The organism is Variovorax paradoxus (assembly GCF_902712855.1).
GTDB classification, from domain to species: Bacteria; Pseudomonadota; Gammaproteobacteria; order Burkholderiales; family Burkholderiaceae_C; genus Variovorax; species Variovorax paradoxus_Q.
This window is the reverse complement of record NZ_LR743507.1, coordinates 189,915-206,809: the sequence shown is the minus strand read 5'-3', so window position 1 is coordinate 206,809 and position 16,895 is coordinate 189,915. Positions and strand designations below refer to the sequence as shown.

The window sequence follows — 16,895 nt, the reverse complement described above, 5'->3', positions numbered from 1 at the left end:
CGGCACCCGTGGAATGGGTGCTTCGCGAAAAATCGTATCAAGCGAGATGGACTCGACGTACCGGGTCTAACCCGCCTCGCGCGGCATGGCTTGCAGGTCGAGGGCGCCGGGCCTTCGACCCGGCGAATGCGATGTGCCGGAAGGGCCGGGTTCGTCCGCTCGCCGTGCCACTCTTCTCTCTACTTGTTTCTCTTATTAAGTTAGTAGTAGATAAGGGAAACCCTGTCTGTGGACAGCGCGTCTTTTGCCTTGCCCGACAACGGCTTGCCGCACGTGCACGGCTGTGCGCTCCCCTGCTTCACCGGCATCCCGAAAAAGGAACAACTCGGCCAGGGGCGCTCGCGGTGTGGATAACCGCACGCTTGTGCGGGACCAGTCCCCAAAGTTTTCCCGAACGCCGAAACGCTATATGATTCATATACGTTTCATATAAAACTTTCACCATGGGCATCGTCAAGATTTCAGACCTCATGCACGAGAACCTGCGCGTCGCAGGCAACGCGCTGAGCCGTTCCATCAATGCGCAGGCCGAGCACTGGATGCGCATCGGCATGCTCGCCGAGCTGCATCCCGCGCTCGATCACCGCGAGATCTGCCAGCTTCTGATCCGTGCCGAGCAGGCCGGCGGCTTCGACATGGCCACGCTGTCGGCGTCGCTCGCGCCGCCTGCCGCACCCCCGCAAGCGGCGCCGCAGGACGTGCCGCGCCGGCCGGCCGCAGCGCCGCGCAAGGCCATGGCGGACGCGCGCGCATGAGGGCCGCCGTCAAGCTCCATTCGCCCGCCGAACTCGCCATGGCGCGCGTGGCGGGCGGGCTGGCCGCCGAGGTGCTCGCCATGATCGGCGAACATGTGAAGCCCGGCGTCAGCACCGAGGACATCGACCGCCTCTGCCACGACCACATCGTCAAGGTGCAGGGCGCCATTCCCGCCAACGTCGGCTATCACGGCTTCACCAAGACGGTGTGCACCTCGGTGAACCAGGTGGTCTGCCATGGCATCCCGTCCGAGAAGAAGGTGCTGAAGAAGGGCGACATCGTCAACATCGACGTGGCCGTGCTCAAGGACGGCTGGTTCGGCGACTGCAGCCGCATGTACTTCGTCGGCGAGCCCAGCGCGCTGGCGCGCCGGCTGGTCGACACCACCTACGAGGCGATGCGCGCGGGCATCCGCGCGGTGCGGCCCGGCGCCACGCTGGGCGACGTGGGCCATGCGATCCAGACCGTGGCGCACCGCGAGCGCTTCAGCGTCGTGCGCGAGTATTGCGGCCACGGCATCGGGCAGATCTACCACGACGATCCTCAGGTGCTGCACTACGGCCAGCCCGGGCAGGGTCTGCGGCTGGAGGCCGGCATGATCTTCACCATCGAGCCGATGATCAACGCCGGCCGGCGCGAGACGCAGCAGTTGCCCGATGGCTGGACCGTGGTCACCAAGGACCACTCGCTGTCGGCGCAGTGGGAGCACATGGTGGCCGTGACGCCGGACGGCTTCGAGGTGCTCACACCCTGGCCCGAGGGCACGGGGCACTACCCGGCCATCGCCTGACCCGGCGGCGCGTCAGCCGGCCGCCAGCGGCAGCGTCAGCCGCGCCTCCAGGCCGCCGCTGCGGCGGTTCTGCAACTGCAGCTCGCCGCGCATCGCCACCGTGAGCCGGCGCGCGATCGACAGGCCCAGGCCCGATCCGGCGGGCGCCGCCGCCGGTGCGCAGGCCAGCGGTGCGCGGTGCCATGGCGCAAACACCGCTTCCATTTCCGATGGCACGATGCCCGGCCCCGAGTCGACCACCGCCAGCACCAGCCGGCGTGCGTCGACCTGCACGCACAGCCGCACGTCGCTGCCGTAGCGCAGCGCGTTGTCGATCAGGTTCACCAGCACGCGGCGCAGCGCCTGCGGGCAGGCCGCCACCGGCTGGCCCACGCGTCCCTCGAGGGCGACCGCGCGGCCCGCGTCGCGGTAGTCGCCCACCAGCGTGCCGAGCAGCCCGTCGGCATCCACGCGCCGCGGCGGCTCCGAGGCGCTGCGCTGCATGCGCGCGCTGGCCAGGCTGGCCTCGACCAGTTCGCCCATCTCGGCGAGGTCGCGCACCATCGCGTCGCGCAGCGCGTCGTCCTCGAGCATCTCGCACCGCAGGCCCAGCCGCGTGAGCGGCGTGCGCAGGTCGTGCGCATAGCCGGCCTGCAGGTCGAGCTGGTCGGCCTCGCGCTCGGCGGCACGGCGGCGGGTGGCGTTGATGGCGCGGGCCAGCCGCGCGACGGCGGGCGGGCCACCCTCGCCCAACGCCGTGTGGCCGGATCGGGGCCGTTCGCCCTCGCGCTGCTCGAGCGCTGCTGCGAGGCGCCCGAGGGCCGCGCGGTGGGCCAGTGCATGCACCAGCAGGCAGGCCGTGGCCAGCAGGAGTGCGATGGCGATGGCGCCGGCGACCATCAACGGCAGGTCCTGGTAGTTGAAGCAGGACACCGCGCTCATCGCCTGTCCAAGGTTCATCGTCATCGTCTTTCTCCTTTTCGCCGCCCCCCGGCGGCCCGAAGGGAATGACACCACGGGCACCCGCGCCACGCCATCGCACCAGCGTTCGTCGACCCCCTACGAAGGTTTGCCCGCGCCATGCGCCGGTGTGGCGCGCGCCGGGCGCCTTCGCGCTCCTGCAGTCAGTCTTTTCTCTTCAGCGCGCGGCCGATCCAGCTCTCGAGCTCCGAGGCGTCGATCGGCTTCTCGATGAGGCACAGCGCCGTGCTGGCGTTCACGCGCTCGCGCACGCGTGCCGAGGCGAAGGCGCTGATGAAGAGGGTGGGCACGCGCACGCCGTCGCGGCGCAGCCGGTCCAGCAACTCGAGGCCGTCCATCTCGGGCATCTGCACGTCGCACACGAGGCAGCCCGTGCGCCGGAGCACGTCGGAAGAAAGGAAAGCCGGGGCCGACGCGAACTCGCGCGCCTCCCATCCGAACGAACGCACCAGGCTGCTGGTCGCGGCGCGCACGAAGGAGTCGTCGTCGACGATGGATACGAGTTCGATGCTGGATGCAGACAAGGGAATCACCGCTCATGGCCCGGTGAACGCGTGGGACCATCCCACCGTTGCCCGGCACTCGCAGAATAGCGGCGCCTGCGCGCGGCGCCATCATATGTAGGTATGGCGCCGGTCCGCTCCGGCGCGGCCGGCGCGCTCAGTGCGCGGCCTGCAGCACGCCGAGCGCTTCCATCTTGCGGACCAGTTCGGCCACCGAGCGCGAGTTCATCTTGCGCATGGCCTGGCCGCGATGGATCTTGGCTGTGATCTCGGCGATGCCCATCTCGGCGGCGATCTGCTTGTTCATGAGCCCCGCAGCCACATGCTGCACCACCTCGCGCTCGCGCGCCGTCAGCGCTTCCCAGCAGGTGCGCAGGTCGTGCAGCGAGCGCTCCGCGTCCAGGCGCTTCGCGTCGCTGTCGAGCGCGGCGATCACCGCGTCGATCATGTCCTGGTCGCGGAAGGGCTTGGCCAGGAAGTCCATCGCGCCCGCCTTCATCGCCTTCACCGTCATGGCGATGTCGCCGTGGCCGGTGATGAAGATGATCGGCATGTGCGTGCGGCCGTTGTCCACCAGCGACTTCTGGAATGCCAGGCCGCTCTCGCCGCGCAGCCGCACGTCGAGCACTAGGCATGAAGGGCCGGGCGCCTTCGGCGCTGCGAGGAAGTCCTCGGTCGAGCCGAACGCGCACACCTCCAGGTCGATGGAGCGCAGCAGGCTGCCGAGCGCGCCGCGCACGAGCTCGTCGTCGTCCACGATGTAGACGACACGGGACATCGCGGTGGAGGCATTCACGGGCAGGGAATTGGGCATTGCGGCGTTCGCGGATTTGCACGGGAGCAGGAACGGCGTGCACGGTACCAGATGGCGCAACAGTGTTCCATTCGCCGCATACGCAGATGGGGGCCGCTCATACGAATGGATAGGGTGGTCGCCCGCCCGTCCGCCCGCCCGCGCGCTCAGCCCGGCCCGCGCCCGAGGCGCGGCAGCGTGAAGCTCGCGCGCGTGCCGGCGACCGTGCCCGAGGCCTCCCGCGGCACCAGCGCCAGCGTGCCGCCATGCGCGTCGACGATCGACTTGCAGATCGCCAGCCCCATGCCCATGCCGTTCTCCTTGGTGGTGAAGAGCGGCTCGAGCAGGCGCTCGGCCACGTCCGGATCGATGCCGCTGCCGTGGTCGTCCACCGTCACGCGCACCAGCGCGTCGCCGGCGCGCTCGCAGGCCAGCAACAGCCGGCGCGGCCGGCCTTCGGCCAGCGCCGTCATCGACTCGGCGCCGTTCATGAGCAGGTTGATCGCCACCTGCTGAAGCTGGATGCGGTCGCCGTGCACCAGCACCAGCTCGTCCAGGCCGCGCACCTCGAGCGAGACATGCAGCGCATCGAGCTGGCCGGCGACCAGCGTCACGGCCTCGCGCAGCGCCTCGCCGAGCTCGAGCGGCGAGAACTGCGGCTCGGCCTTGCGCGCCTTGGCACGCAGGCTCTGGATGATCGCCCTGGCGCGCGTCGCGCTGCGGCTGATGTGGGCGAGCATCTCGCGCGTCTCGCCGATCTCGGGCGGATTGCGGTTCAGCCAGCGCAGCGCGGCACTGGCGGAGGTGTCGACCGCCGCGATCGGCTGGCCGACCTCGTGCACGATGGTCGCCACCAGCTCGCCCATGGCCTTCAGCCGGCTGGCCCGGCCGAGCTCGGCGAGCGCGGCGCGCAGCTGTTCCTCTGCGCGCGCGCGCTGCTGGTTCTGCGCGAACAGGTCCTCGTACAGCCGCGCGTTCTCCAGCGCGAAGGCCGCCTGCGAGGCGATCACCTCCAGCACCGCCGCCTTGGCCGAGGTGAAGACCTTGGCCGCCAGGTTGTTCTCGAGATAGAGCACGCCCACCAGCGTGGCGTAGCGCATCAGCGGCACGCACAGCACCGAGCGCGGGCGCTGGCGCCGCACGTAGTCGTCCTGCGCATGGGCCGGCGCGTCGCGCGCGTCGTCGACCACCACGCGTTCCTGCGTCCGCGCCACCGTGTGCACCAGCGACACCGGCAGCACCTCGGCGCTGAAGGCGGCTTCCTCGTGCGTCACTTCGATCGCGTCGCCCACCACCTGCGCGAGGGCCGGCACCTGCCACGTGCCGTCGCGCAGCAGCGCAAGCGCGCCACGTTCGGCGCCGGCGCTTTCCAGCGCGGTGCGCAGCAGAGTCTCGACCAGCCGCGCCGGCACGATGTTGCTCGCCAGCGCGTTCGAGATGCGCAGCACCGCCTGCACGTCCAGTTCCTGCAACCGGCTGGCCGCCGGCGCCCAGTCGTCCGCCTCGAACGCATCGGGGTGGCGCTGCTGAAGCTCGCGCACCTTGGCCGGTGCGCCCCAGCGCTGCCAGGCGGCGCGCGCATGGCGCAGGTAGGCGTTCGAACCCACCTCGTCGCCGCGTTCCGCCTGGAACCGCGCCGTGAGTTCGGCGGCCAGCGCCTCGACCTGCGCGAAGCCGTGCCGCCGCGCGTGCGAGACGGCCTTCACGTAGGCTTCGCCGGCTTCCAGCACGCGACCGTCGGCGCGCGCCAGTTCGGCGTGCACCAGCGCGTGCCGGGCCGCGAAGTTCTCGGGGCATGCCCGCGCCCAGGCCTCGAGCTGCCCGACATGGCGCATCAGCGCGGCCTGCTGCGCGGCGTCGCGCTCGGGCAGCGCCAGCAGCGCCAGCGCGCCGTAGAAGGGCAGGTCGCCGTTCTCCGCGAAGGTGCGCGCCGCCATGACGCAGGCCTCGGCGCGGCGCCGCGCCTCCAGCGCCGCGGGCAGGTCGCCGAACAGCACGCCGGCCTGCAGCCGGTACACCCAGTAGGCGAAGTCCACCAGCGTGGCCGGCGCGCCTTCGACCGGCGCGCGCAGCGTCTCGGCCGCCGGGTCGGGCGGTGCGTCGGTCAGGCGGGACAGCAGCTCCCACTGCGCCAGCAGCGCGTCGATCACCAGCTGGAAGTTCGCTTCGCGCGCCACCGCCAGGCCGCGCGAGACGGTGCTGCGCACGTCGTCCAGGAACTCGCCGGCGAACAGCATGCCGGTGGCCTCGTTGCGGCCGCAGTAGATCGCGAAGGTGTGGTCGCCGTTCTCCACCGCGACGTCGTAGGCGCGATGGATGTAGTCGCGCGCCGCGCGGGCCGGCATCGCCCACGGCACGACCAGCGTGCCGAAGGTCATGTAGATGCGGCTGCGGTACTTGGAAAGCCCGCGCTCGTCGGCCAGGTACAGCGCCAGCTCGCCGAAGGCGTGCGCGGTGGCGTAGTCGCCGTAGCGCGAGCCGCAGATCTGCGTCATGCAGGCAAAGGCGTTCGCCGTGGCGTCGGACAGTCCGCGTTCGATCGACAGGTTGGCCTGCGACAGCAGGATCATGTCGACCAGGTTCGGGTCGGTGTACAGCGCGGGCGGAATCAGGTCCGCGAAGATGTCGGTGATCGCCATGCGCAGCGGGTCCGTCACGCTGGGCAGGGCGCGCATGCTGCCGATGCCGTGGCGGTCCAGCCAGAGCTTCAGGCGCGCATATTCGCGGTCCACGTCGGCGTCGGTGGGGCGCAACGGCACATGGAGATCGAGCTTCCGCACGAAGGCCAGCCCCACCTCGAGCGCCAGGTCGAAGCGCCCCAGCGTCGTGTAGAGCGCGGCGCGCAGCCGCGCCAGGTCGGCGCCGAAGATGCCGTCGCCCGCCACGGCCTCCAGCGCCGACAGCCGCGCCTCGGCCGCTTCGAGCGCACCCGTCATGAACTCCGCCTCGCCGCACAGCTTGCGGGTGGCGAGGCCCTCCTCGTCGCCCGAATCGTCGCCGAGGAAGTCGAGCGCCGCGCGGAAGAAGGCCAGCGCGGAATGGTGCGCGGTGGCGGCCTTGGCCTGGCGGCCGGCATCGAGGTTCAGGCGCGCGAAGGCGCGGCGCTCGTCGCGCCCATGGACCACCGGGCGCGCGAGATTGGCCTGCGCGGCCATCGCGAACACGTCGGCCTGCGCGTCGCTGTGCGCCAGCTGCCGGCGCGCGATCGCCAGGTGCAGCGGCGCGCGCTCCGCCTCGGGGATCGACGCGTAGGCCGCCTCGCGGATGCGGTCATGCCAGAACACCCAGTCGCGCCCCTCGCGGTAGATGCAGCCGGCGTCGAGCGCGGCGCGCAGCTCGCGCGTGGCCTCCGCGTCGGACAGCCCGGCGGCAACCGCGAGCGCCTGCCGCGATGCGCGATGGCCCATGCAGGCCAGCAGCCGGAGCACCGAGCGAGAGGCCGCCGGCAACTGCTCGAGCCGGCGCGTCAGCAGCTCCACCACGTTGTCCACGCCGCGATGGTCCGCGATGCGCTCGAGGTTCCAGCGCCAGGCGGCGGTGTCGGCGTCGTATGCGAGCAGGCCGTCGTCGGCCAGCAGGCGCAGCAGGTGATGCACGAAGAACGGATTGCGCTCGGTCCGCCGGCCGATGGCCTCGGCCAGCGGGCCGAGCGCCTCGGCGTCCGCGCCCGCGTCGAGCGCGGGGTCGGCGTCGCGGTGCAGCGCGCGCGCGAGCAGTTCGCGCAGGGCCTGTTCGTCGAGCGGTCCGAGCTCGATGTTCACCGATGCGGGCACCTGGGCCAGCCGGCCGGCGCGCAGCGGATGGTCGTCGCCGACCTCCTTCGAGCGGAACGCGCCCACCAGCAGCAGCGGCACGTCGGCGTGCTGGTGCAGCAGGCGCTCCAGAACCTGCAGCGTGCCGACGTCGGCCCATTGCAGGTCGTCCAGCAGCAGCACCAGCGGACGTTCGGTGGTCGCGAAGCAGGCAAGGAGACGCGCCATCGCCTGCAGCAGGCGTTCGCGCTCCAGCGCGGGCGCGGTGTCTGGCGCCTCGGGCGCGTCCGGCTGGGGGCCGAGCACGACCGTCAGCGCCGGCAGCAGCGCCGCCAGCGTGCGGCCCATCGGCGCGGTGGCCGCGCGGATGCGCTCGCGCCAGAAGGCGAATTCCTCGTCCGGGCGGCCCAGCACGTACTGCAGGAGCAGGTCGAGCGCCTGCACCAGGATCGCGTAGGGCGTGCCGCGCCGGCCTTCCTCGCTCTTGCTGGCGGCCAGCAGCGGATGGCCCACGCACTGCATGCGCGTCACCGCCTCCTGCAGCAGCATCGACTTGCCGATGCCCGAGTGGCCCGAGACCCAGGCCACGCGCGCGCGGGCCACGCCCGTGCCGCCCGCGACCGCGCGGTACAGCGCCAGCAGCGCGCCGAGCTCCTGCTCGCGCCCGAGCACGCGGTCCACGCGGTGCAGGCGCTGCAGCGCGGCGCGGCTGTCGAGCGCGAACGGCGGGATGTGGCCGTGGCGCAGCTGCAGCTCCTCGCAGCGGCGCAGGTCGGCGAGTACGCCGGCGGCGTCGGCGTAGCGCTGCTCCGGTGCTTTCTCGAGCAGCTTCATCGTGAGCTGCGAAAACTGCTCCGGCACATACGCCGCCTCGCTCGGCGGACGCGGGCGGTGCGTGGCGTGGGCGTGCACGCGCGCGGCGGCGTCGGCGCCCTCGAACGGCGGCGTGCCGACCAGCAGCTCGTAGAAGATGCAGCCCAGCGCGTAGAGGTCGGTGCGTTCGTCGATGCGCACGTTCATGCGTCCGCCGAGCTCCGGCGCCATGTAGACGAAGCTGCTCTCGTCCCATTCCAGCCCCGCATCCGGCGGCGCGCTGCCGTCGACGTCCAGGCGCTCGGCGAAGCCGAAGCCCGTCAGCCATGCGCGGCCATCAGCATCCAGCAGGAAGCGCTGCGGCGTGAGCGCGCGGTGCACCACGCCGGCCGCGTGCATCGCGGCCACCGCGCTGGCCAGGCCGATGGCGACCGACAAGAATTCCTCCGGCCCCTGGGGTTGCGCTCCGGCGCGCAGCAGCGGCTCACCGCCCGGATCGCCGAGCACCAGCAGAGCGCCGTCGCCGTGCGGCAGCAGCGCCTGGGGCACGGCGGACCAGGCGTCGTGCAGCGCCGTGCGGAATGCGTATTCGCGCTGCAGCGCCGCCAGCGCCGCGGGCGTGGCATTGCCGCGGCCGGCGACCAGCACGGAGGGCGCGTCGGCCGCGACGGCGCGGTGCAGGCGCGGCGTGCCCGCGTTCAGTTCGACAAGGCGACGGGTGGAGAGATCGATCATGCGCAGGGGGCGGGACGGGCCGCGATGGCGGGGCAACAAGCGCCCGGATTATGGCGGCCGTGCAAGCCCACCCATACCTCCGTATGGCGGCGCCTGCACCTAGGTTCAATTCCGCTGCCGGCGGTGCGGTGATCTGATGGGAGCCATCGGAAAAACCGCAGCTTCGGAGCGCAGACATGACGACCAGAACCGCCGAGCACATCCTCATCGTCGACGACGACCGCGAGATCCGCGAGCTCCTCGGCGCCTACCTCGAGAAGAACGGCCTGCGCGTGGCCACCGCGCCGACGGGGCGGCACATGCGCGCCGCGCTCGACGCGTCGGGCCCGTTCGACCTGATCGTGCTGGACCTCATGCTGCCGGGCGAGGACGGCCTCGCGCTGTGCCGCGACCTGCGCAGTGGCCGGCACAAGGCCACGCCGATCGTCATGCTGACCGCGCGCAGCGAGGAGGCCGACCGCATCCTCGGCCTCGAGATGGGCGCCGACGACTACCTTGCCAAGCCCTTCTCGGCGCGCGAGCTGCTGGCGCGCCTGCGTGCCGTGATGCGGCGCACGCGCATGCTGCCGCCCAACATGCGCGCCAGCGAGTCGGCATCGCGGCTGGCCTTCGGCGAATGGCAGGTCGACACCACCGCGCGCAACCTGCTCGACAGCGCGGGCGCGCCGGTGCCGCTCAGCGGCGCGGAGTACCGGCTGCTGCGCGTGTTCCTCGACCATCCGCAGAAGGTGCTGAGCCGCGACCAGCTGCTGAACCTCACGCAGGGCCGCGAGGCGGAGCTGTTCGAGCGTTCGGTCGACCTGCTCGTGAGCCGGCTGCGCCAGCACCTGCGCGACGACGCGCGCGTGCCGCGCTACATCAAGACCGTGCGCAGCGAGGGCTACGTGCTCGCGTCCGCGGTCGAGACGCGCCACTGAGGCTGCCGGCCCGCGCTCGCCGCCCGAGTGCCGGAAAAAGGGGACGCCAATGAAATCCATTGTCATGAAACCCGCCCCGGATACACGCGCATACGCGCAATGCGCCGTGCGCGGGGGACTGGCCGAAGAATGGGTCCGTGACCGGGGACCTCCGCCCGGTTCGAGGCGCAGATCGCGCTCCGCATCTCTTTCAACGTCCAACCGAAACCCGAAAGGAACCATCATGAAAACCTCCAGACTCCTCACCGCCGTTGCCCTCGCCACGCTGTTCGCCGCGGGCGCCCACGCGGAGCAGTACCAGGGCGTGCTGCAGTTCGATTCGTCGGCCAGCCGTGCCGACGTGCGCGCCCAGGCGGTCGTCGCCGCCCATGGCGACGACCCGTACCGCGAAGGCGCCCTTGCCGGCGTGGCACCGCCGCTCGTGCGCGATGCCGACCGCGCCGGCGTGCGTGCCCAGGCCTTCGCCGCTGCGCGTGCCGGCAACCTCTACGGCGATGCCGCCGGTGCCGGCGTCGAGCGGCTCGCCGGCAGCACGGTCGACCGTGCCGCGGTGCGTGCGCAGGCGCGCGCGACCGCCGCGCGCGGCGTCACCGAAGGGTCTCTGTAGCCCCCTCGAAGGCCGGGCCGTTCGGCCTGAGCCGCATGCCCCGGGCCAGCTTGGTCCACGGAAGCTCGGCCGGATCGGCAATGAACGGGCCCGGTGCGCGCACCACGAGGATCTCCTGCGCGATGGCCGCGAAATCGGCGCGGAAGTGCACCGAGCTCTTGTTCACCAAAATCTTCATCTCCGACGGCTCGATGCCCACCGTACGGTACATGTTGCGGTCGAGCAGCTGCGCCTTGGCCGAACTCACCGCGATGCGCACGCCGCCGATGCGCAGGCGCGCCATGCGGCCGAGGTCGCTGGCCTTGCCGTTCATCATCGGACCGCCGTAGACGAATCTGCCGTCCGACAGCGCCTCCACCACGAAGTGGCCGCGCAACGGTGCGTCGCCCTCGACCTGCGGGCAGCCGCCGAGCGCGATGTCGATGGTTGCGCCCACGCCGGCCTCGTGCGCGGCGGCGGCCGCTGCCGGATCGCAGATGAGGCCGATGGCCGCGTCCTGCGCATCGAGCGCGAGCAGCGCGCGCAGCATGCCGGTGGTGTTCGAGTCGCCGCCGACGCCGGGGTTGTCCTGCGTGTCCGCGATGATCACCGGCTTGCTCGCGGTGCGCGCCACGCGCATGGCATGCCGCACGGCCGGATCGGGCGACTCGAACTGCACCGCCCACTGGTCCTCGGGCTCGCACACGCGGTCGAACAGCGCCTGCACCGCACGCTCGGCCTCGGCCGCGTCGAAGGCATAGCCCCAGACCACCGGCCCGCAACCGGCGAAGTCGGCTGCCGGAAAGCCCGGGGCGAACGACAGCGACAGCACCCGCGGCTCGAGCTCCTCGAGCAGGTCGTACACGCCGCGTGCCGGCTGCATCATGGTCGACATGCTGTTGACCGGGATCAGGAAGGGCACGCGCCTGGCGACGAGGTGCGCGGGCCGGCCGGAAGCCATCAGCGCCAGCAGCAGTTCGCCGGCGCGCCGGCCGGTGTCGGCCATGTCGATGTGCGGGTAGGTGCGGTAGGCCACCACGCCGTCGGCGAGCGACAGGATCTGCTGCGTCACGTTGGCGTGCGAGTCGAGCGAGACGACGATCTTCATGCCCGGCTCGACCACCGCGCGCAGGCGCGAGAGCAGCTCGCCTTCGCCGTCGTCCAGGTGCTGCGCCACCATCGCGCCGTGCAGGTCGAGGTAGATGGCGTCGCAATGCTGCGTCTTCGCCGCTTCGACGATCTCGCCCGCGATGCGCTCGTAGGCGTCGGTGGTCACGTGCGCCGACGCGCCGGCACCGGCCCAGATCACGGGCGTGACCTCGTGGCCGCGCTCGCGCACGAAGTTGATGAAGCCGGCGGCCGGCAGGTTCACGTTGAGCAGGCCGAGCACCGCTTCGCCGCGCACCAGGCCGGGGAAGTCCTCGCCGCGCACGAAGCTGTCGTACGAGGCCATGGTGGGCGCGAAGGTGTTGGTCTCGTGCTGGAAACCGGCAACAAGGATGTTCACTGATGGCTTTCTTCGTTCGTGCTGGAGGTTGCAATCACTGCGGCGTGAGCTGGATCGAGCGCGCCATCTTCCTGAAGCGGTCGGTCTCCTGCGCGTAGAACGCGGCCGACACCTCCAGCGTCTGCGGCTTCATGGCCTGCACGCCCGAGAGTTCGAGCGCCCGCGTCATCTCGGGCGACTGGATGGCCTGCTGCGAGGCTTCCATGAGCACGCGGGCCCGGTCGGCCGGCAGGCCGGCGCGGGCCATCACGCCCAGCCACACGGCGTAGACCAGTTCCTTCTTCTGCGCCAGCTGGCTCTCGGCGATGGCGGGCACGCCGGGCAGCGTGCGCATGCGCTGCGTGTCGAGCACGTCCAGCGCCTTGATCTTGTGCGTCTCCAGCAGCTGCGTGGAGGCGCCGAGATTCGGCAGGATCGTGATGTCGATCTGCCGGCCGGCCAGGTCCTGCATCATGGGCGTGGCGCCCTTGTAGGGCACGTGCAGCAGCCTGGCGCCGGTGCTCTGCGCGATGTATTCGGAGACGATGTGGTACATCGAGCCGTGCCCCGGGCTGCCGAAGGTGAGGCTCTGGCCGCCGTTGGACTTGCCCGCGGCGATCACCTGCTCGAGCGAGTTGTAGGGCAGGTCGGTGCGCGCCATCACCACCAGCGGGTGCGTCGAGATCGGCGCCAGCAGTGCCAGTTCCTCGGGCTTGTACTTCGCCGATGCATTCGACAGCGGTGCCAGGATGGCCTCGTTCGGCGAACCCATGATCAGCGTGTAGCCGTCGGCCGGCCGCGACAGCATGCGCTGCACCGCCAGTGCGCCGCCTGCGCCCGGCAGGTTCTCGATGATGAAGGGCTGGCCCAGCACGCGCGCCATGGTCGGCTGCATGGCACGGGCCAGCACATCGGCCGGCCCGCCTGGCGGAAAGGCGACGAGCATCGTCACCGGCTTCGAGGGAAAGGCATCGGCCGCCGCGGCTGTCGCGGTGGCGGTTGCCGCGCCGAGAACGACAGCGGCCGCGGCGATCAGCCGGGCGAAGGTTCTGGTGGGCTTCGGGGTGGTGTCGTGCATGTCGTCCTCTTTTCAAACAGGGCCAGGAAGGCCGGTCCGGGGTGGGGGTGACGCGGATTGTTTGCGGTAGCATGAGTTCGACCAACAGCAATTTTTTGCAGACTTCGTTGCCCGGTGGGCAACACTCGTTCCGGGGAGCGGCACCATGCGCGAGATCAACCAGAAGCGGCTGCGGTACTTTCACGAGGTGCTGGTGAGCGGCTCGATCCGCGGCGCGGCCGACGCGCTCAACACCGCGCCCTCGGTCATCACGCGACAGGTCGCGCTGCTCGAGGAAGAACTCGGCCTCACGCTGTTCGAGCGGCAGGCGCGCGGCGTGGCGCCGACCGACGCGGCGTTCCACCTGCTCGAGTACTGGCGCGGCTGCCAGGCCCAGCAGGAGCAGTTCGCCGAACGGCTGCGCGCCATCGAGTCGATGGAGGCCGGCAGCGTGCGGCTGGTGGCGAGCGAAGGCTTCGTCGACGGGCTGCTCGAGCAGGTCGTCGGCCCGTTCTGCGCCGCGCATCCCAAGCTGGCGGTGGCGCTCGATGCGCTGCCGGTGAACGCGCTGATGGACGCCGTGGCCGACGACTCGGCGCACTTCGGCATCGCCTACAACCCGCAGTCCGATCCGCGCCTGCAGTTCGTCGCCAGCGCGCCCGCGCCCGCCAAGCTGCTGGTGCGCCACGGCCATCCGCTCACCCGGGTCGCGGGGCCGCTGCACGTGCGGCAGATCGTGGGCTTCCCGCTGGGGCTGATGCCGCCGGGCTACGGCGTGGGACGGCTGGTGGAATTGCTCGAGTACGCCGAGCACGTCACGCTGCGCCCGAGCCTGCGCTGCAACTCGGTGGTCGGGCTCAAGCGCTTCGTCAAGTCGACCAACGGCGTGACCTTCATCGGCGCCGGCCTGGCGGCCGAGCCGGAGATTTCCGACGGCGAACTGGTGGCGCTCGACCTGGCGCATCCGCTGTGCAGGAGCGCCCAGGTGCGGCTGGTGGTGCGCCAGGGCCGGCCGCTGCCGCTGGCGGCCAGCCGGCTGCTGGCGAACGTTCGCAGCGGGTTCTCGGTCTTCGCGCACTGAGGCCTGGCACTGCGTCGGGCGGCGCGCATGTCGCTCGCGTCCGACACCCGCGACGGCCAAGCCTGCATTGCCGTGCAGGACAACGCCGCATCCTGCGTTTCGGGCCTCCGGCGGTGGCAGGCCTGTGGCATCGTCACTTCCCTCTCGCGCCGAACCTCCGGCGCCCACCGTTCAAGCAGGAGCACACCATGATCAAGATCGGCATCGTCGACGACCACGCCGTCGTCCGGACAGGCCTCAAGGCGTTCTTCTCCACCTTCGTGGACTTCCGCGTGGTCGGCGAAGCCGGCACCGGCCGGGAAGCCATCGACCTCGTGCGTACCGCCGACATCGACGTGCTCGTCATGGACCTCTCGATGCCCGGCCAGAGCGGCATCGACGCGCTCGCCATGGTGCGCGCCAAGGCGCCCGACCTGGGCGTGCTCATTCTCAGCGGCTACCCCGAGGAGCACTACGCGGTGAACCTGATCCGCCAGGGCGCCTCCGGCTACCTCAACAAGGAGTGCGAGCCCGAGGAGATCGCCAAGGCGATCCGCACCGTGGCGCTGGGCCGGCGCTACATCTCGCCCTCGGTGGCCGAGCTGCTGGCCGGCCAGCTGGAGCGCAAGGACAACGCGCCGCCGCACAAGCACCTGTCGGAGCGCGAGTTCCAGGTGTTCCTGAAGCTGGCCAAGGGCGAGTCGGTGGGTGCCATCGGCGAGGCGCTGTCGCTGTCGGTGAAGACCATCAGCACGTACCGCACGCGCCTGATGGAGAAGATGAACCTCTCCACCAACAGCGACCTGACCTACTACGCCATCAAGACGCAGCTGATTGACTGATCGCGTCGCCGCGAGCCCGGAACGCCCCCACGTGCGCCGCCGAGGCACGCTCAAGGCAGTCGTCTGGACCTTCGTCCTGACGCTGGCCGCCACGCTGCTGGTGCTCAACTTCACCAGCGGCGAGAAGAAGCTCGACGAGCAGGTCAAGCGCGAATATGCGCTGCACGACCCACAGTACCAGCGCGCCCTGGGCGTGATGCTCGGCCCGCCCATCACCGGCGGCAACCGCTTCGAGGCCTTCCAGAACGGCGACCGGATATTTCCGCCGATGCTCGCGGCCATCCGCGGCGCGAAGCAGAGCATCACCTTCGAGACCTACATCTACTGGTCGGGCGACATCGGCCGCACCTTTGCCGATGCGCTGTCCGAGCGCGCCCGCGCGGGCGTGAAGGTGCACGTGCTGCTCGACTGGGTGGGCAGCGCCAAGGTGGACGCCGACTTCATCCGCGAGATGGAAAGCGCCGGCGTGGAGATCCGCAAGTTCCACAAGCCGAGCTGGTACGACATCGCCCGCATGAACAACCGCACCCACCGCAAGCTGCTGGTGGTCGACGGGCGCACCGGCTTCACCGGCGGCGTGGGCATCGCGCCCGAATGGACCGGCCATGCGCAGGACCCCGACCACTGGCGCGACTCGCACTACCGTGTCGAAGGGCCGGTGGTGGCGCAGATGCAGGCGGTGTTCATGGACAACTGGGTCAAGGTGTCGGGCGACGTGCTGCACGGCGAGCGGTACTTTCCGCCGATCGCCCCGGCGGGCGAGGGCCGCGCCCAGGTGTTCAGCAGCTCGCCCTCGGGCGGCAGCGAGAGCATGCACCTGATGTACCTGCTGTCGATCGCGGCGGCCACCAAGACCATCGACCTGTCGAGCGCCTATTTCGTGCCCGACGACCTCACCGTGGGCGCGCTGGTGGCTGCCATGAAGCGCGGTGTGCGGCTGCGCATCATCACGCCGGGGCCGATCATCGATTCGCAGACCGTGCGCCGTGCCTCGCGCGCAGCCTGGGGCCCGCTGCTTGAAGCGGGCGCCGAGATCAGCGAATACCAGCCGACCATGTTCCACTGCAAGGTGTTCACCGTCGACGGCCTGCTGGTGTCGGTGGGCTCCACCAACTTCGACAACCGCTCGTTCCGCCTCAACGACGAGGCCAACCTCAACATCTACGACGAGGCCTTCGCCGCCGAACAGACCGCGCAGTTCGAGGCCGACCTGCGGCAGTCGAAGCGGCTCACGTTCGCGCAGTGGAAGGATCGCCCGCTGCACGAAAAGGCGATGGAGCACCTCTCGTCGCTGCTGTCGTCGCAGCTCTGAGCGCCGATTGCTATCCGGAACGCTGGCGGCATGCGGCACGCACGATGCGCGCCGTCGGGTTGGGCTTCATGTCGAGGAACAGCACCGGCTTGGGCGATGCGCTGTAGTCGGCGACGTGGTGTGGCTCGCCCTGCCACAGCGGCGCGATGTAGAAGCGCGCGGCCACGTAGCTGGCGCGGCGCGACTGGCAGTCGAACACCACGCGCGATTCGTAGGAGCGGTAAGGGATGCCGTCCCAGTTGAAGCGTGCGGTCGCGCGGCTCACGCGCAGGTTCATCGTCCTGGCGTCCTCCGGCGGCGTCACGCGGTCGGGGTCGACCTGCACCGTGTCGGCCACCTTGTCCTGGGGATCGCCGACCACGGTGAACCAGCCCGATTCCGCGTGGGCGAGGCCGAGGGTGCCACCCACCATTCCGATCGTCATCACCAGGCGACGCAAGCAACTCACAGGCCTCAAGACAAGGACTCCAGGAAAAATGAAAAAGGAAGATGGAGACTCTACAAGCCGGCGGCGCGGCCGGTTTGAGAACCAT

14 protein-coding genes are annotated in these 16,895 nt (G+C 70.7%); 7 read left to right on the top strand and 7 right to left on the bottom strand.

The window, feature by feature from the left end:
• The first annotated feature begins 443 nt into the window (after positions 1-443).
• Together AACL56_RS00965 and map are read left to right on the top strand one after the other, a co-directional pair.
• Positions 444-755: a ParD-like family protein gene (locus AACL56_RS00965; protein ID WP_339087981.1), complete on the top strand. Its 312-nt coding sequence runs from the start codon at positions 444-446 to the stop codon at positions 753-755.
• Complete coding sequence (gene map, locus AACL56_RS00960) at positions 752-1,546, top strand: type I methionyl aminopeptidase (protein ID WP_339087980.1); 795 nt, start codon at positions 752-754, stop codon at positions 1,544-1,546. Before AACL56_RS00965 ends, map begins: the two co-directional genes overlap by 4 nt.
• Before the next feature lie 12 nt (positions 1,547-1,558).
• Here the strand turns inward: map and AACL56_RS00955 are convergent, their stop codons facing one another.
• From AACL56_RS00955 to AACL56_RS00940, 4 genes are all read right to left on the bottom strand, one after another.
• On the bottom strand, positions 1,559-2,491 hold the full coding sequence (locus AACL56_RS00955) for a sensor histidine kinase (protein WP_339087979.1): 933 nt from the start codon (positions 2,489-2,491) through the stop codon (positions 1,559-1,561).
• Positions 2,492-2,649: 158 nt separating this feature from the next.
• Positions 2,650-3,036: a response regulator transcription factor gene (locus tag AACL56_RS00950; RefSeq protein WP_425337046.1), complete on the bottom strand. Its 387-nt coding sequence runs from the start codon at positions 3,034-3,036 to the stop codon at positions 2,650-2,652.
• A 130-nt stretch (positions 3,037-3,166) separates the two neighbouring features.
• Positions 3,167-3,823, bottom strand: coding sequence for a response regulator transcription factor (locus AACL56_RS00945; protein ID WP_339087977.1), 657 nt, complete (start codon positions 3,821-3,823; stop codon positions 3,167-3,169).
• Positions 3,824-3,969: 146 nt separating this feature from the next.
• The gene (locus tag AACL56_RS00940) at positions 3,970-9,102 is read right to left on the bottom strand and encodes a trifunctional serine/threonine-protein kinase/ATP-binding protein/sensor histidine kinase (RefSeq protein WP_339087976.1); all 5,133 of its coding nucleotides are present in this window, start codon (positions 9,100-9,102) and stop codon (positions 3,970-3,972) included.
• A gap of 176 nt (positions 9,103-9,278) precedes the next feature.
• Here AACL56_RS00940 and AACL56_RS00935 point away from each other — a divergent pair, with 176 nt between their 5' ends.
• Together AACL56_RS00935 and AACL56_RS00930 are read left to right on the top strand one after the other, a co-directional pair.
• The gene (locus AACL56_RS00935) at positions 9,279-10,019 is read left to right on the top strand and encodes a response regulator (protein ID WP_339087975.1); all 741 of its coding nucleotides are present in this window, start codon (positions 9,279-9,281) and stop codon (positions 10,017-10,019) included.
• A gap of 223 nt (positions 10,020-10,242) precedes the next feature.
• Complete coding sequence (locus AACL56_RS00930; RefSeq protein WP_339087974.1) at positions 10,243-10,626, top strand: helicase SNF2; 384 nt, start codon at positions 10,243-10,245, stop codon at positions 10,624-10,626.
• Here AACL56_RS00930 and AACL56_RS00925 read toward each other — a convergent pair.
• Both AACL56_RS00925 and AACL56_RS00920 read right to left on the bottom strand, forming a co-directional pair.
• Positions 10,607-12,112 (bottom strand): M81 family metallopeptidase, encoded by a 1,506-nt coding sequence (locus AACL56_RS00925; protein ID WP_339087973.1) that lies wholly within the window; start codon positions 12,110-12,112, stop codon positions 10,607-10,609. The two genes, AACL56_RS00930 and AACL56_RS00925, sit on opposite strands and share 20 nt — an antisense overlap.
• 34 nt (positions 12,113-12,146) lie before the next feature.
• Entirely contained in the window at positions 12,147-13,169 is a 1,023-nt protein-coding gene (locus AACL56_RS00920) for a tripartite tricarboxylate transporter substrate binding protein (protein WP_339087972.1), read from the bottom strand.
• 145 nt (positions 13,170-13,314) lie between these two features.
• Between AACL56_RS00920 and AACL56_RS00915 the strand changes: the two genes are divergently transcribed.
• The 3 genes from AACL56_RS00915 (at position 13,315) to AACL56_RS00905 (ending at position 16,362) form a co-directional block, all read left to right on the top strand.
• Positions 13,315-14,229, top strand: a complete 915-nt coding sequence (locus AACL56_RS00915; protein WP_339087971.1) for a LysR substrate-binding domain-containing protein — start codon at positions 13,315-13,317, stop codon at positions 14,227-14,229.
• 188 nt (positions 14,230-14,417) lie between these two features.
• The gene (locus AACL56_RS00910; protein WP_093135055.1) at positions 14,418-15,050 is read left to right on the top strand and encodes a response regulator; all 633 of its coding nucleotides are present in this window, start codon (positions 14,418-14,420) and stop codon (positions 15,048-15,050) included.
• A gap of 31 nt (positions 15,051-15,081) precedes the next feature.
• Positions 15,082-16,362: a phospholipase D-like domain-containing protein gene (locus AACL56_RS00905; protein WP_339092775.1), complete on the top strand. Its 1,281-nt coding sequence runs from the start codon at positions 15,082-15,084 to the stop codon at positions 16,360-16,362.
• 10 nt (positions 16,363-16,372) lie between these two features.
• Here the strand turns inward: AACL56_RS00905 and AACL56_RS00900 are convergent, their stop codons facing one another.
• Positions 16,373-16,786, bottom strand: coding sequence for a surface-adhesin E family protein (locus AACL56_RS00900; RefSeq protein WP_339087970.1), 414 nt, complete (start codon positions 16,784-16,786; stop codon positions 16,373-16,375).
• Positions 16,787-16,895: the final 109 nt, after the last annotated feature.